Origin of the sequence: Iodobacter violaceini (assembly GCF_011601265.1) — a bacterium.
Lineage (GTDB): Bacteria > Pseudomonadota > Gammaproteobacteria > Burkholderiales > Chitinibacteraceae > Iodobacter > Iodobacter violaceini.
The window spans coordinates 1-24,080 of the sequence record NZ_JAAOLX010000006.1; the positions used below are offsets into that span (position 1 = coordinate 1).

The window sequence follows — 24,080 nt, forward strand, 5'->3', positions numbered from 1 at the left end:
GTTACTCCTTACTAATGCAAGCACTTGTTTCGCTTCCGAATCAAGCACTCACACTCATCGACTGTATTTTTTTAAAGATCGTTTCGCTGCTTCTGCATCACTTCGTTTCCGTGTGTGCTGCAGCGAGAGGCCGAACTATACCGGCGACACTCAAACCGGTCAACCCCTTTGCAAAAACAAAACCAAACAAGTTAGTAAGTCATTGATTTTAAAAAGCACCCCATTGTTTCTTTTTTGCAGCTTCATCATAAAACCACAGATCAATGCCGTTTTAGTATTCGCCCATCCACATAAAAACCTGAACATTCGATCAAAACGACCTCATTTATATATAGTCAGCGTGCTGCTTTGGGGTCTGCAAGCGATGCATTTAACTGATCCACACTGATTTCATTCTTACCACCATTGGGCATCCCAAACATGGCAGCCATTTCCTGTGCCTGATCTTTCGTAAGTACTAATAACTCAATACGACGATTTGATGCGGACTTAGGATTTTGCACATCATAAGGCGCACGGTCTGCCATACCGGCAACTTGCAGGATATTCTCTGCGGGCATGCCACCTTCTAAAAGCCCCACTCTGGCGGCCATCGCGCGATTGCTGGATAAGCTCCAGTTAGAGAACGCTGCGTAATTAGCATTCTTGTATTGCATTGAATCTGTATGCCCGATCACCAGAAGCTGGTGATCAATACGGGAAAAGATGGCGCCCATTTTGAGCAGCAATCGCCGAAAGCGCTCGCCAGGCACCTGACTGCCACGCTCAAACATGCCCTGTTTATCGGTATCGTGCAGCATGATGCGCAGGCCATAGGGGGTAATAATAGTTTGGATATTCTCAGACAGCCCCGCTTCTTTAAATAACTGCAGAAAGGTTTGTGCTAATTCCTGCATATCACGCGGGGTGTCGTATTGTTTTTTAGGTGAGGCATTATCTGAGTATTGCAGAGAAGCTTGTGCGCCACCGCCCTGCCCCTGTGCAGATTGAATGGCCCCCGATTGATTAGTGCCGATGATAGGCTCACGCGGGATCAGACTGCCCCTGGGATTACCCTGATGATCTATCAGTTCACGATTACCATTACTGGCCAGAGAGCGCCCTGCACCGTTACGCAGTACGCGCTCGAGACTTTCCTTATCGCGGGCAGATAAAACCCATAGCACCAGAAACAAACACATCAAAGCCAATACGAAATCGGCAAAGGCCACTTTCCAGGCTCCACCGTGCGCCTCGGCGCTTTGCTTGCGCGAAACCCGGCGGATAATGGTTTCTTCGTGCTTATTATGCTTATTACTCAATTAAGCAGTTCCCTCTAGCGTATTGATCCACGTTTCAAGCTGAGAGAAGCTAGGCTTAATATTCAGCTGCACCAAACGACGCCCGGCATCAATCGCCAACAAAGGTGGCTTGCCTGATACATGGGTCACCAGCACCACTTTTACGCATTCCAGATTAGATAATTCTTCTTTTACTAATTGATGCATCATATTGCACAGCGGATCAAGCACGCCGTAGCACATAAAAATCCCGATAAATGTCCCCACCATAGCCGCCCCCACACGCTCGCTGATTTCTGCGACTTCTGCGCCCTCGCTAATGGTGTGCATGGTCATCACAATCCCAAGCACCGCAGCCAAAATACCAAAACCCGGCATGCCTTCGGAGATTTTATGCAGCGATTTGGAAGGCTGATTCAGCTCTTCGTGAATCGCTTCCAATTCCTGCTCCAATACGCCTTCCAATTCATGCGCATTGATTTTTCCCATCGCCATCAAACGGAAGTTGTCCACAATAAAGGCAAGTAGCTTGGGTTGCTCTAAGACCAGAGGGTAACGCTGAAAGAGTGCACTTTCTCTTGGCGATTCAACATGCTGATCAAGTGCTTTTAAACCCTGCCCAGCTGTAATCAGCAACTCATACATTAATAATAGTAATTGGCGCTGAAAATCCGGCCCCTGCTTTTTACCCATGACCACACGACGGATTTGCCCCAGCATTTCTGCCAGCACATGCTTAGGGTTGCCCAGCACCAGCGCACCCACACCTGCACCAATAATGATAAGCAGCTCAACCGGCTGCCAGATCAGATGGAAAGTCCCCCCGATCATAAAGAAGCCACCAAACACACACATCATGACGATGCCGATACCTAAGAACAGCTGCATGCTTCATTCCAACTTTATATTAAGCCCCACCCAGGGCGATTTTCATTTTCTTAATTGCCGATTTATTAATCTGGCAAACCCGTGCTTCTGTTAAATCCAGCACCAAAGCAATTTCTTTCAGATTCAGCTCAAACTCGTAATACATCTGGATAACACGCTGCTCTTTTTCATCTAAGCCAGATAAAGCCCGCGCTAAGCTAAGACGATTAATTACCCCGTTTTCCGGCGATTCTGCACCGCCTGCTTCGTGCACACCCTCACTCAGTAAATCATCAAAGCTCGCCAAAACCTCGGCGTTTTCGGCCATTTGATAATCACGGTATTCTTTAGCTGAGATATCCAAACCTGCGATGGCATCCGCCTCGCTTGGCTCCCTGCCTAGTTTTTTCCTTAAGGCGCGGATCTCATCCCGAATACGATGTGCGCTTTGCCGCACCGAACGTGGCCGCCAATCCAGGCGCCTGAGCTCATCCAAAATAGCGCCACGCATCCGCAGCATGGCAAAGCCCACAAACTGATCATCGGGCGTGCCATAGCGGCGCAATGAATCGAGCAGGGCCATCAGGCCAATCTGCTCCATATCTTCACGATCCAGCACAGCCCCCGCCTGCGTTGCCAGCTGCCTGAGTACACGATTGAGCAGCGGCATATATTCCGCCAGCTGAGCGGCTTCTTGCCTGCGGTCTAAAGCGCTATGAACATAAGCGTCAGCAAGATCCACGATTTACTCAACAATCAATTTGCTGACCATCACATCAGAAAAAGGCTTATCTGATGCAACGCCTTTATAGGCAGCAGAAAACTCTTTATTTAAGAGCGCGTGATAATCCTCGATGGTCATTTTATTGGCCATATTCAGATTAAGATGAGACAAGACCTTAACTGCGGTGCTCTTTAAAAAAGGCAGATGATTTTTAATCTCGGCTTCTTTTTCCTTGCTGGTTCTAAACACCAGATCCACCGCAATATAATGGGTAGATAAAGAGCTGCCATCGTCATTACGCAACATGACAATAATCTTATCCACCGAGGCGAATTTATATTCAACCGGCTCGGCCCTGGCTACCTTAGGCGCACTGTCTTGCTTAAAGTAATAAGCCGCCCCGCCGCCCACTCCGGCAGCAATCAATAAACCTAAAACAATAAAAATAATATTCTTAGACATGTGATTTCCAGATCGGTTAAATGCGCGCCAGAATGGAGCCAAACTCGCTCGCTTCTTCGTCTAATTCCGCCAAAGCCTGACCGACCTCATCCGCTTCCTGCTGATGCTTTTTATTGGGCGAGCCATTGGCAGACGGATCTCTCACCTCCACCGCCACGCTGCTGTATTCCTTCTGGCTTAAATCAGCACGCATCTGCTCAGTAATTGCATGCAGCTGCCTGGTAACATCGCTATTACTGGCGTGCAATTGCACCGATAAAGCACCCGCCTCGTGCTTAATGCTGATTTCTAATGCGCCAAGCATAGGCGGGGATAATTTAATCACCGCACGCTCAATGCCATGCCCAAGCTGCACATCGAGGCGATCTTTCAGTGCGGTTTCTAAATGACGGGACCAGCTGGCGGGCTGAGCAGGCTCCAGCTTAATCGGTGCCCACTCTGAAGGCTTAGCTTGCGGCACGCTGCTTGCTGCCAGCGTATTTAATTCAAACGGCCGGGCAGGCTGATCTGGCATATCACCCGCCAACAATACCGCGGCTTTTAGCAGGGGAGCCTCTGTATCTTCAGCAACTGCAGTCTGAAGTATCGCTGCAGCTGGCGGCGTAGATGCCTGGCCCTGCTGCACCAGAGTAAAGTCTGCAGCGGGCGCTTGTGGCTCAGGCATTTTAGGAATGATGGGCGCAAAAAAAGCAGGCATGCTCAAAAGAGCAGCATCCGTGCCCGCCACCGCGGGCTGCTCAGCAGACACCGGCTCATTCTCAGGCTCAGCCTTAACCACGCCCTCCGTATCAGGCGTGGCGCAGCCCTGCATTTCACCACTAAATAACATCGCCAACAGCGGGTCAGGCGGCAGGGCATTAAGAACGGGAAGATTCAAATCCGCAGGGGCGGTCAGCGTGCTTGCGAGCAGATTCATAGTGCCTGCGCCGCATAAGCAAGGCTGGCATCACGCTGCCCGGCAAACTGCGCCAATTTATCTGCCAGCTCCAGGGTTGCCAGACGGCAGGCTTCCTGCATCGTGGCATAAGCGCTGCGCACATTTTGCAAGGCTTGCTGCTCTTGCTGATTCCAGGCATGGCCCGCCAGCAAGGCGGCAAACTGTGCGTCCAGGATCAGCAGCTGATCCCAATCCTGCTCAGCCAAAGCACCCTGCATTTCGGCCATTTTGGCACTGATTGCTTTAAGCCTTGGCATCACGCACACCCAGCCAACCACCACGCAAGGTGCCTAATAATTGTTCCACTTCGGTAACGCCTGCCACATCCAGCTGGCTGCTGGCACTATAAAGCCGGTAGACACAAAAATCGTATAAACGCGCCAGATTGGTGACCACTTCACCGCCCTGATCAAAATCGAGGGCGCTGGATAAGCCATTTAAAATATCGATGCACTTATTAATACTCTCGCCCTTTTGCTCAAAACGCTTGTGCTGCATATGCGCTTTGGCGCGGGCGAGTTCTTCCAAAAGACCATCGAATAACACCAAAACTAATTGCACGGGTGAGGCATTAGAAGTCTGCGCTTCCAAATTCACCGAGTGATAACTGCTATATGCTTCGTAATCCATTACAACCTCATTTTACCTGCATGTATCCGGGCCAAGCCGCGCGAGCACGCCCGGAACTCAACTACTAAATAAACGACATGCTGTCGAACATGCTGGATGTTTCACTCATTTGCGCCTGCAGCTGCTTAAGCTGGGTAAATTGCTTTAATGCTCGCTGATAAGCCTGATCGTATTGCTGGGAAATCTTTTCCGCCTGAACGCTTAATTCGCTGCCCGCCTTAGAAACCGATTCCTTGCGCGCTTTTAATAAGCCATTGCTGGCATTCAGCCATTTGCCAAGGTAATCATTATTTTCTTTAATCAGATCGGTACCCGTACTGGCGTTAAAAATCTTCTCCAGCCCTGCCGGGTTTTCGATCAGCGCTTTATCGAGCTTAGTGCGATCAAGCGACAGATTGCCGTCGCGATCGGTTTTTACGCCAAAATCCATCAGGCGCACGCCGTCAAAACTTTGCCTTACCAGACTGTTTAACTTATCCCGCAGCGCGCGAATGCCCGAATCGGAGGCAAATGCACCGCCTGGGTCCCGCTTACCACCGTCATTTTTATCGTTTTTGGCATTAGCCAGCATGGCCGTTAACGATTTCTTTGCCGCATTAAAACCATCAATAAAAGTTTGTAAATTAGCAGCCGTATCGTTATTGCTGGTGCTCACAGTAAGCTTTAAAGCTGGGTCACCACTTTTCATAGCGCGGTTTAAATTCACCGTTACACCTTCGATGCCGGTAAAAGTATTGGATGCCTGCTTAATCGGCACGCCCGTGTTTTCTTCCCCCAAAAACACCAGGGCATCTTGCGCCCTGGATAAAACCTTGGGAGCTTCAAGCGCTAAAGCCGCTTCAACCCCTGCGCCCGTTCCGGTCACTTGCAGAGTATTGGCCTCACCTGTCTGGCTGGACGTCAGCACCAGTTGTGACTGGCCATTTGCTGTAAGCACCATGGCACTGACTTTGCCCGAGCTGTCTTTGGATTGATTAATACTGCGCGCAAGTTCAGTGAGCGATAACTTACCGTCGGCATCCTTATCTGCACTGGCTAAATCAATGGCAATCGTCGTTGCACCCACTTTGATATTGAGCTTGTCGCCTGCGGCCACAGTCATGCCATCGAGGCGGGAAAAAGCCTGCTGCTCTGCGGTGGCCACTTGCTTAACAAATAAAGAGTAACTTCCAGGCTGCGCCTTGGCCCCTGCCGTTACTGTAGCTACTCCTTCCTGACTTAAGGCCGTGGCATAGGCCAGCACTGATTTTTTACCACTTAAACCACCCAGCGTCGTTTTAAAGTCCTGCAGCGTTTTTTGCAGCTGCACCAAGGCATCAGAACGGGCTTTATTCTGTTTGGTACGCACATCATTACGGCTTTGCGCCTGCTGTACTGCATAGCTGGCAATCTGGCTGGCCAGCTGCTGAGGATTAATTTCTGCCATGGCGTTTTTTCCGTAAAAGAAAATTAGTGGATACTAATTAAACAAGGCGACCAAGGCCTTCGCATTTAAAAATGTAAATAATCACAAGGCATCGACAAATATGTGCACCCAGAGGTTCTGATTCAATCCTGGAATCGTTGCGCCGGTGTTTTTTCATCCCCTGAGACAAGCCGAGCGAGGAATAAGCGGGGCGGGGAAGTCGTCAATTCGTGTTTGAGCGAAGCGAGTTGAATTGACGCCGCCTCGATTATCCGCAGCGAGGGAACCCCGCGAAGCGGGGCGCAGACGCCGGGGTCGCCTTCTTTAGCTTCCTTTCTTGGCGACGCAAGAAAGGAAGGCCCATGCGGGGGCTCCCGCACCAAAACCACCGTGCCGAAGGCACTAAACTCAAAGCGCAACATCACCCCCACCCCTTCTGCGCAAATACGCCTGTGTCGCCGTTTCATCCGACTGCTTTTGCAAAGCCCGCTCACGCAGTGTTTGCAGTGCAATACGCTCTGCAGCCCCTAATTTATCTATCACTTCACGGCGCGAAACGGCGGCTAATAAATCTTTACGTGCCACGGCCAGATCGGCATCGCCCAAAGCTAAGTCTTGCTTTTGCAGTGAGATGAGCTGCAGCAGCGAGTGCTTAAACGCGCCCGCATTCATCGCTAAAGCAGGGTGCGGTGCGGCGCTGCTTCCCAAATGCTGACAGAGCGATTCCATGCGGCTGATATTCTTTTGATAGCGCTGCGTCAGCTGGTGCTTATCGCGCACTACGGTTTCATGCTTATCCACATCACTTTGGCGTAAACGTAACATCAGCTCTAAGCGCTGCACGGCTTGAGGCGTACTCATTGCAATAGCGCCTTTAAATCGTCAAGTGAATCAGCCAGCGGCGCGGCTTCATGCACGCCCTGCTGTAAATAGGCTTCGATGCGTGGAAATAAGCGCACGGCACGGTCGGTTTCGGCATCCATACCGGGTACATAAGCCCCCAGCGGGATTAAATCGCGCACTTCGCGATAACGCGATAGCAGCGCCTTAATCTGCCGTGACACGGCGTTATGCTCGCTACTGCTGATCTGGCTCATGCAGCGGCTGACCGATTGGGCAATATCAATAGCAGGAAAGTGCCCACGCTCGGCCAGCAGGCGTGACAATACGATATGGCCATCCAAAATTGCCCGCGCAGTATCCACCACCGGGTCTTGCTGATCGTCCCCTTCGGCCAGCACGGTATAAATTGCCGTCATGCTTCCCAAGGGGTTTTCTCCATTGCCCGCGCTTTCCGCCAAGCCGGGCAACAGCCCAAATACCGATGGCGGATAACCACGGGTGGCAGGTGGCTCACCCAGAGCCAGCGCCACTTCGCGCTGTGCCATAGCGTATCGGGTCAAGGAATCCACCAGCAGTAAAACACGGTGCCCCTGATCACGATAATGGGCTGCAATGCTGTGGCACAGCTCGGTGGCATTCAGACGCATCAGAGGTGATTCATCGGCCGGGGCCACCACCAGCACCGCTTTTGCCAGGCCTTCTGCTCCCAGCGAGTGTTCTACAAATTCACGCACTTCACGACCACGCTCGCCGATCAGGCCAACAACAACAATATCGGCCGAGGTATTACGGGTAATCATGCCCAGCAGCACACTTTTACCCACGCCACTACCAGCAAACAGACCAACGCGCTGCCCCTTACCTAAAGACAGCAGACCATTGATGGCGCGCACGCCGATATCCAGCGGCTCGGCCACCGGTTGTTTACGCAGGGGGTTAATTTTGGGCGGTGCGGCGGCCAGCGGTTTATCTCCGCCCAAGGGGCCAAGATCGTCCATAGGTTCGCCCAGGCCATTCACAATCCGGCCCAGCCACGATTCACCAATCATCAGCGAGCTGGCCTGCGGTGCGGCCTGCACTCTGGCGCCGGTTTGCAAACCGACCGGCTTTTTGAAAGGCATTAAATAAGAAACTTCGCGCCGAAAGCCCACCATCTGCGCCTGTATCCATTCGCCTGATGAAGTTTCAATCAGGCAGCGCTGGCCCGTTTCTAAAGGGCAGCCAATGCTTTCCAATAAAATGCCCGACACGCCAATCAGGCGTCCGGTCATGGTGGCAACGGGAACGTCGTTCAAATCCAAGCGGCGCAGCGCGTCACCAATCACACTCATTCCTCAGCCTTTGCTGCGTCGTCAGTCAGCAACTGCTCTTTCAGCTGATCCATGCACAGGTCCAAGCGCTGCATACAACCTGCATCGGCCTCCATTTCTGCGCTATGAATACGGCACTCGCCCGGGGCAAGATGAGGATCGGCCACCAGCTGCCAGCGCGCGACCCGCTCCGGTGCCAGCTCAATCACGCGCTGGCATTCTTCAGCATTTAAATGCACGGCAACTGCGGTATTTGTTTGCGACGTTGCTGCCAGCGTTTCATCGACCAGGGCCAGCAATTGCACCGGCTGTAAAGTCAGCTCGCAGCGAATCACCTGCCTTGCTACCCTGGCCACCAAATCAACCACTTCCTGTCGCAAGGCGAGCTGGTAATCATCACTTGCCCGCTGCACCTGTTGCAGCAGCTGCTCAATCAGGGCGGCTTTTTCATCAAAACGCGCTGCCGCTGCCAGCCTTGCCTCAGCTTCGCCCTGAGCCAGCCCCGCCGCGTGGCCTTCGGCAAAACCTGCCGCCTCTCCACTGATTAAGCCCTCGGCGTGGCCATCGCTATGGCCGCTGTCCCAGCCCTGCTGATAGGCCTCGGCAGACAAAGGTGCAGCTTCACCGGCATGGCTGGACTGCGCTTGTAAACGCTGCAAAGAAGGAAAACGATGAGGGCGAACCGATTTCACTCGACCACCGCCTCAGGGAAAAGTTGTAAATCAATTTCGCCCGTGCTGGCTAATTCACGCACGATAGTCATGATTTCCTTGCGTACTTCCTCAACACGGCTCAGCGGCACAGGGCCGGAGCGGCGCATCATATCTTCGAAACTTTGTGCCTGACGGCGTGGCATGGTCTGGGTAATGGCATTACGCACTTCCGGCTCTGCGCCTTTCAGTGCAATAGCCCACTGCTCCAGTGCTACATCTTCCACAATCCGCATCAGGGCGGTTTCGGTCTGGCGCGACAAGATAAAGAAGTCGTACATACGGCTTTCGATCTCTGCTACCAGATCGGCATCATGGGCGCGCAGCAGCTCGATCATTTGCTGCTTATTGCCCGAATAGCGGTTAATGATGTCGGCGGTTTGCTGCATACCCGCAACTTCGGTGCTTTGGGTGTGCAGATTATCCAGGCAGCGATTCACCAGGTCTTCCAGCTCAAGCAATAATTCCCGGTCCACTTCTTTCAGGCGGGCAATACCAACCAGCACATGATCTTGCGTCGCTACCGGCAGCGCTTCAACCACCTGGCCCGCTAAATGCGGCGGCAGAAAAGCCAGAAAGACGGCCTGCATGCGTACATGCTCGTGTGCAATTCTATCAGCCAGCCACTGCGGGGAAACCCATTGCAAGCGCGCCATCTTGGGGCGGATTTCATCACCATAAATGCTGTTGAGCACGCTATTGGCAATATCGCCGCCTAAGGCCAGATCCAGAGAGCGCTGCAAAAAAGAGCGCGAGGCGCCATGCACGCCGCTTTGCTCGCGGTATTCATCAAAAAATTTCTGAATCGATACCTTTACCGTGTCGACCTTAATGCCACTCATGCGCGACATCACCTGCGTAACAGCCAGCAATTCCTCACGCCCCAGGCAGCGCAGCACATTGGCAGCAGGCTCTTCGCCCATGCTCAATAAAACAATGGCCGCCTGCTCCACCGGAGTCAGCACGGCTTCAGCCTGATTACTGCTTGCGTCCATCTTTTTGTACCCATTGTTTAACGACTTCGGCAACGCGTTCCGGCTCTTTGGCAGCCAGCTCTTTCAAATGATCAACCAGCACATCCACCGAAGAGCCCGCCGGAGGAAGATCATAGTTCTCCAGCAAAGGCACCACTGGCATAGGCTTGCCCTGTTGGGCTACAGATTTGGAATAGCCACCCGCAACAGCGGGCTCTGCCGCGTTTTCAGGCGTGATATCCAGCTCGGCAGGCGGAGCAGCCAGGCCCAGCGGCGCGGCAGGTTTTCCTATCCATTCTTTAAGCAGCTTAAAAGCGGGCCGCACCAGGAATAAAAACGCCAGCAGCAATCCCAGCACATAAGCCAATGAACCGACCGCATCGTAAATGGTGCTGCGTTCCTGCCACCAGGGTGTGGCAACCGGGCGGGCATTAAACGGCAGGGCAGAAACCATTAACTGATCGCCCCGCTCGCTGTTAATGCCCAAACCATTGCGTAAAATATTTTCAATATTGGCAATTTGCGCGGGCGTCCAGCCGGCTTTCACCGAAGGGGCAGCTGCATGGCTCAAGACCACGGCCACATTTAAACGACGCAATGTGCCACGGGCTTTTTTTGTGCTGGTAATACTCTTGTCGTAAGCGTACTGACGAGTCATCGCATTTTTCTTAAAGCGACTGTCATCAGTTTCAGGCTTGGCTGGATCCGCATTAACAGGGCGGTTACTTAAGGAGCCGGGAATACCAATCGCACTTTTCTCGCTGGTTTGTTCATCACGGCTGGCCTCACTGGTTATTTTGGGCGCCTCACCGTATTGCTCGCGTGTCTCTTCTACCTGATCGTTATCCACATCGGCGGTGACGCTCACCTTGAAGTTATCCGCACCTAACACAGGATCAAGCAAATCACGGATGCTGCTCAGGGTTTGTTCACGGTAGCGGCTGGCGCTGTCGTTTTCATTACCAGCAAAACCGCTGGCAGCTGTATCGAGGCGCGCAGATAAAAGACTGCCCGCTTCATCCACCAAAGTGACTTTTTGCGGGCTGAGGCTGGATACACTGCCAGCCACCAGATTAACAATCGCGGCAATTTGTTCCTGATTTAATTTCTGGCCAGGCTTTAAAGCAACCATCACCGAAGCAGAGCTTTTATCAATTCCCGAATCAACAAAAGAAGAAGATCTGGCTATCGATAAATGTACCCGTGCGCTGGCTATCGGATCTAATGCCAAAATACTTTGCACTAATTCACCCTCAAGCCCGCGGCGAAATCGTACATCCTGCACAAACTGGCTGACGCCTAATGGGTCATTTTTATCGAGCAATTCAAGCCCGGCGGGTAATTTAGCAACCACACCTTTAGCTGCCAATAGCATACGCACGCGGCCTAAATCACTGTTTTCAACCAAAACCTGGCCACTTTGCGGATGCAGGCGATATTTAATATGCTCGCTGTCCAATACCGCCATCATATCTGCTGCGGCAATTTTTTCTGTATTACCAAATACCGGTTTGTAATTTGAATCGTCATGCCACAAATACAGAATAAGCAAGACGCTGATTGCAATGGCTAAGACTGTAATGGGCAATACCATTTTTACAAGCGACTCAGGATTACGCTCATTATTTTTTAGACGTAATGTTTCAAAGCCGGCTTTTAATTGTGCGTACATATTTTCCTGCTGCCTTTACAAAGGCATTTTCATCAGATCATCAACTGCACCCATGACCTTATTGCGCACTTGCATCATCATTGAGAACGATAAGCCCGCCTCCTGGCTCATCAGCATTGCGCCGACTAAATCGTTACTGGCACCGCTATCCACCTCGGCCATTTTGGCCGCCGCCATTTGATCTTTGGCATCAACGCCACGAATGGCATCGGCCATGATCGCCATAAAACCGCCATTATTCTGGCCATGAGCATCAGGCGAATGCAGGCTGTTTCCTGAGATGGAAGCCATCTCGCCCAACATTTTTGTTTGCTCAGTTTTTAAGGCCGAAGCAATTGCATTCACCATTTAAACACCCCGTGTTGGCCAAGAAATTACGCCATTATTTTTTACAAACCACTTACAGGGCGCGGATTCTAACAGCAGTACACAGGCGTAGTTAGCTGTGAATTTTTACCATGTAAAACAGATACATGAACATATCATAAAATTCTAATGTTGAAGTACAATACGCGCGATTTGCCAAATCCCCTCTCCTCTAGGTTCTTTCCCTGATCGGTATATAGCTGCGTGTCCATAGCAAAAACAAAACGTGTAATTCACGAAAAAAATGCAATTCAAGTGCTGGATCACAGCAGCTTAGGCCGCCCTTTGCACCTTTTAGCGGGATTAAACGAGCGGCTGAAAATTGAAACAGAGCAATTCCTGAAAAGCGAATTCAACCGCCCCTACCGGGCCACGCTGGGCGTGACTCAAATCAGCCAGTCTGCCCGTAAAGCCAATCCTGTGAGCTGGATAGATTTGGGTGTTGGCCAACTAGCAGTAGAAATGTCGCGTTCATTTTTGCTGCGTACGCTGGATTATCGCTATGGTGCAAAAGCCCAGCCTGCTGCAATCAGTGAAGAAGATTTAAAAGGTGAAGAAACCAGCACCGAACAACGATTAAAAACCAATCTTGCCAATAAAATAGCCCGGCTGTTTTTAGCGTTTTTAAATCAGGAGGCCAGCGGGTGCAGTGGTCTGAGATCTGAAGCCGCATGGCAAATTGAAATCGAAATAATCGATCAGATTGACCAGCTGAAAACCAATCTCTGTTTAGTGCTGGACCACGCCCTGTTTGATTTACTGCTGAAATTAGTTGCAAAACCACGTGCCAGCAACAAAAGCCAGACCGCTTTTTTTGATCAGTTAAAAATAAAATGCCATGCGCATCTGGCAGAGAAATCGCTGACTTTAGATGATGTATTAAACCTAAAAATTGGCGAGATTATGCCAATTAACTTACAAGCTAAAGCCAATGTCTATATTGGCAAAAGCAAATTGTTTACCGCCAGCGTTGCCGAAAATAACGGCGCTTTATGCCTTACATCATTTGAAGATGCAGAATAACTCCATGAATATGAATGACGATTTTGATTTAGAAAACGCACTGCAGGAAATGGAATCAAAAACAGAAACTGCTGCACCGGCCAAGCGGGATCTCAACCCATTTTTAAGAAAAATCCCCGTTACGCTGACTTTAGAAGTAGGCGCGAGCGATATTTCCCTGGCCGAGCTGTTAGCCATCGAATACGGATCGGTTTTAGAGCTGAATAAGCTTGCGGGTGAGCCACTGGATATCAAAGTCAATGGCACCACCATCGGCAAGGCCGAAGTGGTCATTACCGGCGAGAGCTACGGCCTGCGCGTGGTTGAATTAGATCACCTTGATTTACAAACTCTGGCCTCATGAAGTTCTTTTGGCGATTAAGTGCCCTGCTGCTGGCATCTGCCCCGGCATGGGCCGAAGACTCACTCAAGATCTTATCCAATAGCGCGACGGTGGGTGATTTAACGGTTAAAACTCAGGTTTTAATCATTATGACGTTGCTGGGACTGATTCCCACGCTGGTTTTAATGATGACCTGCTTTACCCGCTTTGTGATTGTGTTATCTCTGCTGCGCCAGGCACTGGGCCTGCAGCAGGGCATGCCCAACCGGATTACCACCGGTATGGCACTGATTTTAACGCTGCTGGTGATGCGCCCCGTGGGGGTGGAAGTCTGGCAAACCGCCATGCTGCCCTACGATCAGGACAAAATCACCCTGCTGGCCGCGCTGCAAATCGCCGAAAAACCAATGTCCAAATTTATGCTGGCGCAGACCAATAAATCGGCACTGGCGCAAATATCACGCCTTGCTGGCGAAGGCCCGGTGGCTAAACCCAGCGATCACGCTTTTACCGTAAAACTGGCGGCCTTTGTACTGAGCGAGCTGAAAACCGCCTTCCAGATCGGTTGCATGCTGTTTATCCCCTTTCTGGTGGTTGATCTGGTGGTCTCCAGCGTTTTAATGGCGATGGGGATGATGATGCTGTCACCGCTGGTGATTTCATTGCCACTTAAACTGCTGCTGTTTGTGCTGGTAGATGGCTGGTCGCTAACGGTAAATACCCTCGTCACCAGCATACAGGCCTACTGATGATCACCCCCGATACCGCGGTTGATCTGGTCAACCAAAGCCTTTATGTAGTGGTGAAACTGGTGATTTTACTGGTGTTGCCAGGGCTGATTGTGGGTGTGCTGGTGAGCCTGTTTCAGGCCGCTACGCAGATTAACGAGCAAACCCTCAGCTTTTTACCCCGCCTGCTCGTCACCCTCGCCGTCATCGCCCTAGCCGGGCATTGGATCGTTGGGCAGCTAATGACGTTTTGCATCGAAATTTTTAATAATGCAGCGATGTTGGTGGGGTAGACGGTTGTTATCTGGCAGGGGCGGATGAAAAATCCAAAACTCTTTTTAGTGCCTTCGGCACATTGATTTAGGTGCGGGCGTCCCGCTGGACCTTCCTTTCTTGCGCGGCCAAGAAAGGAAGCGAAAGAAGGCCGCCCCAAACAGCACGAAGGCCCCTCGCTGCGGACAATCGAGGCGGCGTCAATTCAACTCGCTTCGCTCAAACACGAATTGACGACACCCCCGCCCCGCTTGTTCCTCGCTTCGGCGTGCTTCAGGTGGATAAAAGCCCCATGCTCAGAGCGTAAAAATATACCGGCATTTTCGGCTTGCATAGCAATGCAATCAAACACCAAGGAGTTTACCTCCTTCCCAGCACAAGAGACCCATGGACGCCCTGATTAAGGAACTACTCGCAATCCTACCCCTGCTCTGGTGGCCTTTTTGCCGCTATATGGCGGGGTTTAGTTTTGCGCCCTTAATAGGCGAGGCCATGGTGCCGGTGCGGGCGCGGATTGGTTTATCGCTGGTGCTGAGCGTAATCACCCTGCCCATTATGCAAAAAACCCAAATCAGTATTGATCCCTTCTCAATGCACTGGATTCTTGCCACCTTTGAGCAGGTGATTATCGGGCTGATTTTTGGCATGGCGTTTCAGATGGTCATGACCATTCTGTCCATCCTGGGATTTTTGATTTCATCGCAAATGGGCCTGAGTATGGCGGTCATGAATGACCCCATGAGCGGCAGCTCGTCAGACGTGATTTCCACCCTGCTGTATTTATTAGGCGCACTGCTGTTTTTTGCCATGGATGGACACTTGGTGATTGTGCAGATTATCTATGGCAGCTTTAAGCTTTGGCCGGTCGCCGATGGCATTCATTTTGTATCGCTCAGGATGCTGGCGCAAAGCCTGAGCTGGGTATTTGCCGCCGCGCTGCTCCTGGCTATTCCCAGTATTTTCTCTACTTTTATTGTGCAGCTGGGCTTAGGCTTACTGAACCGCGTGGCACCGGCGCTTAATTTATTCTCGCTGGGCTTTCCGCTGATTACCCTGTTTGGCCTTTTTACCCTTGGCCTGATGAGCCGTTTTATTCCCGGCCATTACAGCCAGCTCAGCGAAAAGATTTTGCAAATGATTGAGCAAATGCTGCATGGGGGCGTGCATGGCTGAAGCGTCCAATGGCGATAAAACAGAAAAAGCCAGCCCGCAGAAATTAAAAAATGCCAGAAAAGAAGGCCAGATTGTCCGCTCGCGCGAAGTGGCTTCTGCCGTAGGTTTACTTGCCAGCTTAAAAGTATTTTCCTTGCTGGCACCAGGCTATTTAAACGATTTTAATGCGCTGTTTAATCTGGCTTTCAGCTCATTAGATCAGCCCGGCAGTATGGACGAGGTATGGTCTAATTTATTTAGTGGCAGCTTTTTATTGCTACTCAAAATGCTGCTGCCCTTAGCCATTATTCCGCTGATGATTATCATTGCCTCGCTTTATCCGGGCGGCTGGATATTCTCTGGCAAGCAGCTGATGCCTAAGTTCGAGCGTATGAATCCGCTCTCTCATTTTGGGCGGATCTTCTCTGCCCAGCATGCCAGCGAGCAAATCAAAGCCATTATTAAGGTACTGATTCTGGGCGTCGTTTTGTTTTATGTCAGCCGGGACAGCTTGCCAAAATTCTTCAGCCTGCAAGAGCTGACCCTCACCGAAGCGCTCACAGGCGCGGCGCAATTATTATTTGATGCGCTGTTTAGCTTTTGCTTTGTGTTTATCTTATTTGCCGCCATTGATTTGCCATTGCAGATTTTCTTGTTTATGCGTAAACAAAAAATGAGTAAGCAAGAGCAAAAAGACGAATATAAAACCAGCGAAGGCCGGCCAGAGATTAAACAACGTATCCGGCAGATTCAGCAGCAATTAGCCCAGCGCAGCATTCGCAAAGCCATCCCCAATGCCGATGTGATTATCGTCAACCCGCGCCATTATGCGGTGGCTTTAAAGTACGACGAAAACCGAGCCCAGGCACCTTTTATTGTGGCCAAGGGCATGGATGAAATGGCGATGTATATCCGCCAGCTAGCCGAAATCCACAAAATAGACATTGTGCCAATTCCGCCCTTAGCCCGTGCTATTTACAAAACCACCCAGGTGAATCAGCAAATTCCTGCGCCTTTATTTAAAGCTGTGGCGCAGGTGCTGACCTATGTATTGCAGCTAAAAGCTTTTCGCAGTGGCGGCCGCCGTGTTGCGCCCCAATTACCCGATGATTTGGGCATTTCGCCAGAATTAGCAGAGATTAAAGACCCCGCATGAAATCACTTGCACCTTATTTAAGCGCCTTAAAGCAATTCAAACTGGCCGCGCCGCTATTCTTGCTGGCCATGCTGGCGATGATTATTCTGCCGATTCCGCCGCTGGTATTGGATCTTTTATTCACCTTTAATATTGTGCTGGCCATTATTGTGATGCTGGTGGCGGTATCGGTGAAGCGGCCGCTGGATTTCTCTGCCTTCCCAAGCATTATTCTGGCCACCACCCTGCTGCGGCTGACGCTGAATGTGGCCTCCACCCGTGTGGTCTTACTGCACGGCCATCAGGGCACAGAAGCTGCAGGTAAAGTGATCGAGTCCTTTGGTAAGGTAGTGATCGGCGGTAATTTTGTGGTGGGGATGGTGGTGTTTGTCATCCTGATGATCATTAACTTTATTGTGGTCACCAAGGGGGCGGAGCGCATTGCCGAAGTCTCAGCCCGCTTTACCCTGGATGCCATGCCCGGCAAGCAGATGGCGATCGATGCCGATCTGAATGCGGGGCTGATTAATCAGGAACAGGCCCAGAAGCGCCGCCGCGATATTGCCGCAGAAGCCGATTTTTATGGCTCGATGGATGGTGCATCCAAGTTTGTGCGCGGAGACGCCATTGCCGGTATTTTAATTCTGCTGATCAATCTGATTGGCGGGGTGGCCATTGGCGCGGCCATGCACGATTTAAGCATGGGTGAGGCTTTCCGTCTTTATGCACTGATGACCATCGGTGATGGTCTGGTAGCCCAGATCCCCGCCCTGCTGCTGTCGGCCGCAGCCGCCATTGTCGTGACCCGAGTCAGCGATTCCGGCGATATGCAGGAGCAAATTGGCGAGCAGCTGCTGGCATCCCCAACGGTGCTGATGAGCGCTGCGGGTATTATGTTTTTGCTGGCAATTATCCCCGGCATGCCGGTGGTGCCTTTTCTGGCCTTTGCTGCCCTGCTGGCTTATTGCGGCTGGAAAATGCATCTGAATGCAGAAAAGAATCCCAAGCCTGCTCAGGATTTAAAAGCCATCGAATCGGCACTGCTCAGCAGCGATGAGGCCGAGCTGGATTGGCAAGCCCTGCCTTATGTCGATGTGTTATCTATATCGCTGGGTTATAAATTAGTCAGCCTGATGGATAAGGAGCAAGGCGCGCCGCTGAGTAAACGCATCCGTGGCGTGCGCCAGACGCTCAGCGAAAACATGGGTATTTTGCTGCCCCATATCGCCATGCGGGATGATCTGCGCATCAAGCCTTCGCAATACACCATTCGCCTCAATGGCAGCGTGGTGGCACAGGCCGAGGTGTTTAGCGATCACCTGATGGCTATTCCATCGCCTGAGGTGTATGGCAATCTGGACGGCATTCCCGGCGTTGATCCTGCCTACGGCATGCCAGTCACCTGGATTGCCAGCGGCGACAAAGCCAATGCGCTGGGGCTGGGTTATCAGGTGATCGACTGCCCAAGCGTAATTGCCACCCACTTAAATAAAGTCATCCGCAGCCATCTGGCCGAGTTGTTCCGCCACGACGATGTCAGCGCCTTATCGGAGCGACTTACCGTGCTGGCACCCAAGCTTGCCAGCGCACTGAATACCGCACTGAATGCCAACCAGCTGCTGCGCGTTTACCGCTATTTGCTGGAAGAAAACGTCTCGCTCAAAGACATCGTGCCAATCGCCACCACGCTGGTCGACGCCGCCGACAACGCCAAAGACCCCATCATGCTGGCCGCCGAAGTACGCTGTACCTTAAAGCGCCAAATCGCCCAAGCCATTCTGGGCAATAAGAGCGAAATCAAAGCCTTTAACCTCAGCGCCGAGCTGGAAAACATGCTGTTAGGATCGCTCAGCCAGGCCCAGCAAAATGGCAAGGTGACCTTAGACAGCTTCCCGATTGATCCAAATGTACTCAGCCAGCTGCAAAGCAATATGCCGCTGGTACGTGAGCAGCTCAAACAGCAAAGCGCCCCGCCAATTCTGCTGGTGATGCCACAAATCCGCCCCCTGCTGGCCCGCTACGGCCGCTTGTTTTCACCAGGGCTGCATGTGCTTTCTTATAACGAGATTCCGGATAATTATGATGTGAGTTTGGTTGGAACCATGGGGTGATGGCGTTTCTAATCCCAAGTATTGAAACACGGCAAGGGAATACAAGCTCGCCGGCCAAAGCCATCAATGCCTGTTTTAGGGCCTCCGGCACGTTGATTTTAGAATGGCAGCCGCTGCGGAAGTTTGAGGTACTTGCTCCCCCCTTTGAAAAAGGGGGGAGGCTGCAGCGCTGAAACGACGGCTAAAGTTGTGGAGTGATTGTGCTTTGAAAACATTTCAGACACAGTCAAATGTTTTGCCTTTTTCCGTGAAATGCCGCTTTCTCTGCGCTCTCTGTATTTCAAGAATAAGTTTTCTGCTCAAGCATCCATCGCTTCCAATAAAACCAGTACTTCAGCAGCAAATTTGAATAAGGGCAACGAAAGCTGGGCTGCACTCAAGGTGGCGGCTTTGCTGGCGGGCATGCTGCGAAGACGCTGTTGCCCAGAGACACTAAAACGAACTAAGCGCAAACCAAGCCGCATCGCCACGGCTTTGAAGTGATATTCCAAAGCACCCAGCTCATCGTTCCAAAGCTCATCGGCCCACAGGCTAAGCGCCAGATTCTTTGCGCTCTGACTGAGTACCAGCTTAATTGCTCCCCATTTTGGCAAGACAATCTCCAGCAGCAGCTCAAGCGGCGCAGGGTATGCAGTGCGGCTTTCAGGGGAGTCTTCCTCAGCCAACCACAACCTTAATACGGGGCCGCCCCACAACCATAGCGGGATATTGGCCGATTCGGCAGGAGCTTGCTGGCTGAGCAATTGCGGGCTGAATAAACTGCCTGCGGCAAATTGCCCGCCATCTTGCGCCGCACGCATTGCAAGGTAAGAAATCGTCCCAAGTAATTGCACCCGCCAGGCATTAGCCAGCTCGGCAATTTGAGGCTTATGCCTGGAAAATCTGGGGTTATCCCGTAAAACCAGTGCATCCAGCAAGCCTTCATTTGTTGATACTTGTGGCCTGGGCTTAGTTTCCAGTGCGAGTAATAAGCGGGGCTGATTTTCCAGAACACGCAATAAAAGCGGCTTGTTTAAAGGCCAGTCTGCAGCCAGCTCCGGCAGACAAATATTAAGCTCTACCCCGGCGGCACTGCGTAAATGCAGCTCGCCACAAGGCTGGCGGGCAATAATATCCAGCAAGAGCAATTCATTACTTTTAAACTGGCTGGCCAGGGTTTCCTGCACCCGTGGTGTAAGGCCTGTGCTGCACACTCTTCCCAGCATTTTTAAGTCCCAAGCTAAAAAAAAACCAGCCACAAAAGCAGCTGGTTTATTGATCCGGAGAAAAACCGGATTATTGCATCAGAGACATCACCATTTGGCTCATAGAACCGCTTTGCTTCAGCATCGAAGTACCGGCTTGCATCAGCATCTGGTTAGAAGTCATTTTTGCTTGCTCAGTAGCGTAGTCAGTATCCATGATACGACCCTTAGCCATCTTGGTGTTGCTGTCCATATTGCCCAGGTTGTTATAAACGTGGTCAAGACGGTTGGCATTGGCACCAAGATCTGAGCGAACTGTACCTACTGCTTTCAGTGCGGTATCCAACAAGGTGATTTGCGCGTTAGCCGTGGTCATTTCTGCACCAGCTGAACCATCGGTATAGCCTTTAGAAGCCGCTTTCAGCGCATCATCCAGCGCTTTCATATTGGTCTTCATATCGACAGACATCTTTTCTGCAGCGCTGGAGCCGATTTGGAAATCAATGGCAGCTGCACCTAATTTGCCTGTAACGCCTAATAATTTATCGCCACCAAACGAAGTGTTGGTCACGATATTGTTCATTTCTTTACCCAGAGCATCAAACTCTGCCTGCATCGCTGCTTTGTCGTCTGTTGATGCGGTCGCATTCGCGCCTTCAGTAGCAAGGTCTTTCATACGCAATAAGATATTGCTTACTTCACCCAAAGCGCCTTCAGCAGTTTGCAACATGCTGATACCGTTTTGGGTGTTCTTCATCGCAGCCTGCATACCACGGCTTTGCGCGTCCATACGTGTGGCAATTTGCAAGCCAGCAGCGTCGTCCATTGCAGAATTGATGCGCAAACCTGTACCCAGACGAGTCATGGATGTGGTCAGAGCTGATTGGCTGGTGCCCAGGTTACGTTGGGTAGAAAGGGCTGCGGCGTTTGTGTGCAGGCTCAACATGGGGAAGAACTCCAAATGACAAAGTAACGGCACCCGCCATTGGGCGCCTCTGCCTATCCAAGGCGGCAAGCCCGTGGAAATTCTTAAGTAGTATATTAGTAAATATTTACATACAAGCTGTAGAGGGCGGAGGAGAACCCAAATCTTGAACCACGGAGGGGATAGAGAACACGGAGTTTCATGGAGAAAAACAAAGACAGAGTAAAAACACTTGGTTTGGTTTGAAATAATTTCAATGCACAAGCATGCATTTATTATCACAGCTCGTAGCACGAGGCTAAAATTTCCCCTTGAAGCACGCCGAACGAGGAATAATCAGATCGGGGTTGCGGCAAAGGGGTAGCGGGCTTGCTCCCGCGCAGCCTTTGTCACCGAGCTGATTATCCGCAGTGAGGGGCTTTCGTGCTTCGTGGGGTCGCCTTCTTTTGGTTCTTTTCTTGGCGAAGTGTATAGACCATAGACATGGGTAACACTTGTGCGGGGACATAGGTAACACTTTGGCGGTGTTTTTAACCGCTTGGGATGCCTACTTACCATGCCTTGGATGCCCATCAATATCATGTCTATTCGCTCAGAATTTGTACTCCTTACACTACAAGATCATTGTAATTTTAAAGCGCTTTGCCAGCGTTTCGGCATCTCAACTAAAACAGGCTACAAGTGGCGGCAGCGCTATCTGGATAACCCCCAAGAGGGCTTTCAAGATCGATCGCGCCGCCCCAAATCATCACCGGCACTGACTACAGCAGAAATCGAAACCCTCGTTGTAGATCTGCGCCAGAAGCACCCTGTTTGGGGCGGACGCAAACTCCATCGAAGGCTGTTGGAGCTGGGGCATGTAGATGTTCCTGCGCCAAGCACCATCACCAATATTCTGCATCGCCATGGCGTAATATCCGCTCAGGCCCGTGAACAAGCCCAGCACTGGCAGCGTTTCGAACATGATCAGCCGAATGCTTTATGGCAAATCGACTTCAAAGGTAACTTCAATACTGCCCAGCAAATGTGCTTTCCCCTGACGTTATTGGACGACCATTCTCGCTTTAATCTCACCTTAACCGCTTGTGGCAAAACCACTGCAGCCATTGTCCAGACGCACTTAACAGATGTGTTCCTTCGCTATGGCTTGCCTGCTCGTATCAACGCTGACAACGGTTCCCCATGGGGAAGCTCCAGTGATGCCAGCCATGGCATCAGCCAGCTCTCCATCTGGTTAATCCGTTTGGGCATCCACGTTAGCCATAGCCGTCCGGGACATCCGCAAACCAATGGCAAAGACGAGCGCTTTCATCGCACACTCAAAGCCGAAGTCTTAAATGGGCAGGCATTCCGCGATTTAGCCCATGTTCAGCATGCATTTAATGACTGGCGCACGGTTTATAACGAGCAGCGCCCGCATGAAGCCTTAGGGTTGGCCACACCGATTACCCGCTATAAACCGAGCTTAATTGCCATGCCTTCTGCTTTACCTGAAATTGAATACGGCCCCAACGATCAAGTCATTCCTGTGGGCTGGGGTGGCGAAGTAAAATTACAAAATTATAAATTTAAAGTGTCTAGTGCCTTACATCGTTTACCTATCGCACTGCGTGCAGATAGCCTAAACGATGGGGTATTCGACCTCTATTTTTGCCATCAGCGCTTCGGGCAAATCGATTTGAATGCCTTGCGGTTAAACGACTAAAATGTGTTACCCATGTGTCCGCACGTATGTTACCTATGTCTCCGGTCTATACAGCGAAGCAAGAAAAGAACGCCCCCGCGGTGGCTACCGCTCCTAAATCAACGTGCCGAAGGCACTAAAAAGACCTTTTTGACTATGCTTAGCCCCTTGATTTAATTAGTAGCTTTATCTTGTAACCCAAGCTACAAATGCATCACCACTTATCTCAACGCCAGCAAAGACAACACCCGATAACGACTCATCCCCATCAAGGCCGGGGCAATGTCACTAAAGAATCGGTAATCACTGCTTTGATTAAAACGCGCATTAAAATCGCCCACAAAGCTTTGCGCCCATTGCGATTCATTCATGGTGGAGAGCTGCTCAATCGCCAGCTTCGCCTCGCCCATGGCGCTGCTGATAGCGGCACGGGTTTGCTCCAGCTGCTCAAGTGCAATCACTACTTTTTGCAAACTCTGCCGCACGCTGGCGTGGTCATCAACAGCCCAGCTGTTGGGCGAGATGGCGACGGCTTCGCTTTCAATTTTTAAACGATTAGCCTGGCCGGCAGGAAAACGAATTCCCCCTCCCCGAATCGCCAGCTTATTTTGCAGTGGCGCTAAGGCGTCTTCAGCTACCGAAAAAGTGAGTGCGCCGCTTTGATCGGCTTCGGTACGGATACCCGATGGCGCAAGGGCGCGGTTAAACTGGCGCAATACATTTTCACTGCTGACCTCAGAGCCTACCGCCACCGAGGCGGGGCCGGTGCCGCGCACGCCGGTATAAAAAGTCAGCATTTCTGCCTGGCCGCTGCTTAAGGATTCCAGCTCCAGGCCACGAATACGGAAGACTTCTTTTGCATCCTGAGCCAAATGAAACTTTAAACGGCCATCCACACTGCCACCGGTGCGCTGGCTGCGATCAGCCCAAAGAGCAGAAAACCCAGCCACTTTAGCACCCAGATCGCCCGCATCTACCCTGCGCTGCCCCAGCTCCTGGCTTAATTTCAGCTTTAGGCTGGTGAGCTGATCGCTAAGCTCATCGACGTAATCCAGCGCCCGCTGCCCGGCCGTCAGTTGCTCATTCAGCTGAGTGCTGTAACGCCACACGCCAAGGCGCTCGCCTTTTTGCTCACGCACAGGTGCCAGCGCGCCTGATGCTGCTGGCGCGGCAGCAGAAACCGGTCTGCTGTTAATCCCAAGGCTGCTGCCTGATTTAAGACTGCTATCCAGCCTGGGCAACGGTACTGCCATACCCATTTATCCTTTTAAATCACTTCAAAATGCCCAAACGCCCACAACAGTATATAAGTCATGCTTGCCAGGCTGGAGCGCAACGACTTCATCTCTGCGCGTCCTGCTTC

At 51.4% G+C, this 24,080-nt stretch carries 26 protein-coding genes; 9 read left to right on the top strand and 17 right to left on the bottom strand.

Going from position 1 to position 24,080, the window contains the following annotated elements:
• Positions 1 to 206 (top strand): hypothetical protein (locus HA050_RS21955; RefSeq protein WP_205836422.1); only part of this gene is annotated, 206 nt, incomplete at its 5' end.
• Between the two features lie 129 nt (positions 207 to 335).
• On the opposite strand, the gene HA050_RS12160 is transcribed toward HA050_RS21955, so the two are convergent.
• The 14 genes from HA050_RS12160 to fliE all read right to left on the bottom strand — a co-directional run bounded on the left by HA050_RS12160 (position 336) and on the right by fliE (position 12,162).
• Positions 336 to 1,301 carry a flagellar motor protein MotB gene (locus HA050_RS12160; protein WP_166826436.1) on the bottom strand — a complete coding sequence of 322 codons (966 nt, stop codon included), beginning with the start codon at positions 1,299 to 1,301 and terminating at the stop codon, positions 336 to 338.
• On the bottom strand, positions 1,302 to 2,168 hold the full coding sequence (gene motA / locus HA050_RS12165) for a flagellar motor stator protein MotA (protein ID WP_099400235.1): 867 nt from the start codon (positions 2,166 to 2,168) through the stop codon (positions 1,302 to 1,304).
• A gap of 19 nt (positions 2,169 to 2,187) precedes the next feature.
• Positions 2,188 to 2,889 carry an RNA polymerase sigma factor FliA gene (gene fliA / locus HA050_RS12170; RefSeq protein WP_308418898.1) on the bottom strand — a complete coding sequence of 234 codons (702 nt, stop codon included), beginning with the start codon at positions 2,887 to 2,889 and terminating at the stop codon, positions 2,188 to 2,190.
• 3 nt (positions 2,890 to 2,892) lie between these two features.
• Positions 2,893 to 3,333, bottom strand: a complete 441-nt coding sequence (locus HA050_RS12175; protein ID WP_166826439.1) for a flagellar basal body-associated FliL family protein — start codon at positions 3,331 to 3,333, stop codon at positions 2,893 to 2,895.
• A gap of 16 nt (positions 3,334 to 3,349) precedes the next feature.
• The gene (locus HA050_RS12180; RefSeq protein ID WP_166826441.1) at positions 3,350 to 4,249 is read right to left on the bottom strand and encodes a flagellar hook-length control protein FliK; all 900 of its coding nucleotides are present in this window, start codon (positions 4,247 to 4,249) and stop codon (positions 3,350 to 3,352) included.
• Positions 4,246 to 4,527 (bottom strand): hypothetical protein, encoded by a 282-nt coding sequence (locus tag HA050_RS12185; protein WP_166826443.1) that lies wholly within the window; start codon positions 4,525 to 4,527, stop codon positions 4,246 to 4,248. The genes HA050_RS12180 and HA050_RS12185 overlap by 4 nt, the downstream gene beginning before the upstream one ends.
• Positions 4,514 to 4,900, bottom strand: a complete 387-nt coding sequence (gene fliS / locus HA050_RS12190; protein ID WP_166826445.1) for a flagellar export chaperone FliS — start codon at positions 4,898 to 4,900, stop codon at positions 4,514 to 4,516. Before fliS ends, HA050_RS12185 begins: the two co-directional genes overlap by 14 nt.
• Before the next feature lie 64 nt (positions 4,901 to 4,964).
• Positions 4,965 to 6,326, bottom strand: a complete 1,362-nt coding sequence (gene fliD, locus HA050_RS12195) for a flagellar filament capping protein FliD (RefSeq protein WP_166826447.1) — start codon at positions 6,324 to 6,326, stop codon at positions 4,965 to 4,967.
• Positions 6,327 to 6,713: 387 nt separating this feature from the next.
• Positions 6,714 to 7,166, bottom strand: coding sequence for a flagellar FliJ family protein (locus HA050_RS12200; protein WP_166826449.1), 453 nt, complete (start codon positions 7,164 to 7,166; stop codon positions 6,714 to 6,716).
• Positions 7,163 to 8,479 carry a flagellar protein export ATPase FliI gene (gene fliI / locus HA050_RS12205; protein WP_205836423.1) on the bottom strand — a complete coding sequence of 439 codons (1,317 nt, stop codon included), beginning with the start codon at positions 8,477 to 8,479 and terminating at the stop codon, positions 7,163 to 7,165. The genes HA050_RS12200 and fliI overlap by 4 nt, the downstream gene beginning before the upstream one ends.
• Entirely contained in the window at positions 8,476 to 9,150 is a 675-nt protein-coding gene (gene fliH / locus HA050_RS12210; RefSeq protein ID WP_166826451.1) for a flagellar assembly protein FliH, read from the bottom strand. Before fliH ends, fliI begins: the two co-directional genes overlap by 4 nt.
• Positions 9,147 to 10,163, bottom strand: coding sequence for a flagellar motor switch protein FliG (locus HA050_RS12215; RefSeq protein WP_166826453.1), 1,017 nt, complete (start codon positions 10,161 to 10,163; stop codon positions 9,147 to 9,149). The genes fliH and HA050_RS12215 overlap by 4 nt, the downstream gene beginning before the upstream one ends.
• Positions 10,147 to 11,814, bottom strand: coding sequence for a flagellar basal-body MS-ring/collar protein FliF (gene fliF, locus HA050_RS12220; RefSeq protein ID WP_166826455.1), 1,668 nt, complete (start codon positions 11,812 to 11,814; stop codon positions 10,147 to 10,149). The genes HA050_RS12215 and fliF overlap by 17 nt, the downstream gene beginning before the upstream one ends.
• A gap of 15 nt (positions 11,815 to 11,829) precedes the next feature.
• A complete protein-coding gene (fliE, locus tag HA050_RS12225; protein WP_172476517.1) occupies positions 11,830 to 12,162 on the bottom strand; it encodes a flagellar hook-basal body complex protein FliE in 333 nt (110 codons plus the stop codon).
• Positions 12,163 to 12,384: 222 nt separating this feature from the next.
• Between fliE and HA050_RS12230 the strand changes: the two genes are divergently transcribed.
• The 7 genes from HA050_RS12230 (at position 12,385) to flhA (ending at position 18,924) form a co-directional block, all read left to right on the top strand.
• Positions 12,385 to 13,203, top strand: coding sequence for a FliM/FliN family flagellar motor switch protein (locus HA050_RS12230; protein ID WP_166826457.1), 819 nt, complete (start codon positions 12,385 to 12,387; stop codon positions 13,201 to 13,203).
• A 4-nt stretch (positions 13,204 to 13,207) separates the two neighbouring features.
• Positions 13,208 to 13,546, top strand: coding sequence for a flagellar motor switch protein FliN (gene fliN / locus HA050_RS12235; RefSeq protein WP_166826459.1), 339 nt, complete (start codon positions 13,208 to 13,210; stop codon positions 13,544 to 13,546).
• Positions 13,543 to 14,274 carry a flagellar type III secretion system pore protein FliP gene (fliP, locus tag HA050_RS12240; RefSeq protein ID WP_046353563.1) on the top strand — a complete coding sequence of 244 codons (732 nt, stop codon included), beginning with the start codon at positions 13,543 to 13,545 and terminating at the stop codon, positions 14,272 to 14,274. The genes fliN and fliP overlap by 4 nt, the downstream gene beginning before the upstream one ends.
• On the top strand, positions 14,274 to 14,546 hold the full coding sequence (locus HA050_RS12245) for a flagellar biosynthetic protein FliQ (RefSeq protein WP_046353564.1): 273 nt from the start codon (positions 14,274 to 14,276) through the stop codon (positions 14,544 to 14,546). The genes fliP and HA050_RS12245 overlap by 1 nt, the downstream gene beginning before the upstream one ends.
• Positions 14,547 to 14,913: 367 nt before the next feature.
• On the top strand, positions 14,914 to 15,699 hold the full coding sequence (fliR, locus tag HA050_RS12250; protein WP_166826461.1) for a flagellar biosynthetic protein FliR: 786 nt from the start codon (positions 14,914 to 14,916) through the stop codon (positions 15,697 to 15,699).
• On the top strand, positions 15,692 to 16,834 hold the full coding sequence (gene flhB / locus HA050_RS12255; RefSeq protein WP_166826464.1) for a flagellar biosynthesis protein FlhB: 1,143 nt from the start codon (positions 15,692 to 15,694) through the stop codon (positions 16,832 to 16,834). Before fliR ends, flhB begins: the two co-directional genes overlap by 8 nt.
• On the top strand, positions 16,831 to 18,924 hold the full coding sequence (gene flhA / locus HA050_RS12260; RefSeq protein WP_166826466.1) for a flagellar biosynthesis protein FlhA: 2,094 nt from the start codon (positions 16,831 to 16,833) through the stop codon (positions 18,922 to 18,924). Before flhB ends, flhA begins: the two co-directional genes overlap by 4 nt.
• 299 nt (positions 18,925 to 19,223) lie before the next feature.
• Here the strand turns inward: flhA and HA050_RS12265 are convergent, their stop codons facing one another.
• Both HA050_RS12265 and HA050_RS12270 read right to left on the bottom strand, forming a co-directional pair.
• A complete protein-coding gene (locus tag HA050_RS12265; protein ID WP_166826469.1) occupies positions 19,224 to 20,129 on the bottom strand; it encodes a hypothetical protein in 906 nt (301 codons plus the stop codon).
• 70 nt (positions 20,130 to 20,199) lie between these two features.
• Positions 20,200 to 21,054: a flagellin N-terminal helical domain-containing protein gene (locus tag HA050_RS12270; RefSeq protein ID WP_166826471.1), complete on the bottom strand. Its 855-nt coding sequence runs from the start codon at positions 21,052 to 21,054 to the stop codon at positions 20,200 to 20,202.
• A 535-nt stretch (positions 21,055 to 21,589) separates the two neighbouring features.
• On the opposite strand from HA050_RS12270, the gene HA050_RS12275 reads away from it, so the two are divergent.
• Positions 21,590 to 22,738: an IS481 family transposase gene (locus tag HA050_RS12275; RefSeq protein WP_166826474.1), complete on the top strand. Its 1,149-nt coding sequence runs from the start codon at positions 21,590 to 21,592 to the stop codon at positions 22,736 to 22,738.
• A 200-nt stretch (positions 22,739 to 22,938) separates the two neighbouring features.
• Here HA050_RS12275 and HA050_RS12280 read toward each other — a convergent pair whose 3' ends face one another.
• Positions 22,939 to 23,970 carry a hypothetical protein gene (locus HA050_RS12280; RefSeq protein WP_166826476.1) on the bottom strand — a complete coding sequence of 344 codons (1,032 nt, stop codon included), beginning with the start codon at positions 23,968 to 23,970 and terminating at the stop codon, positions 22,939 to 22,941.
• Between the last annotated feature and the right edge of the window lie 110 nt (positions 23,971 to 24,080).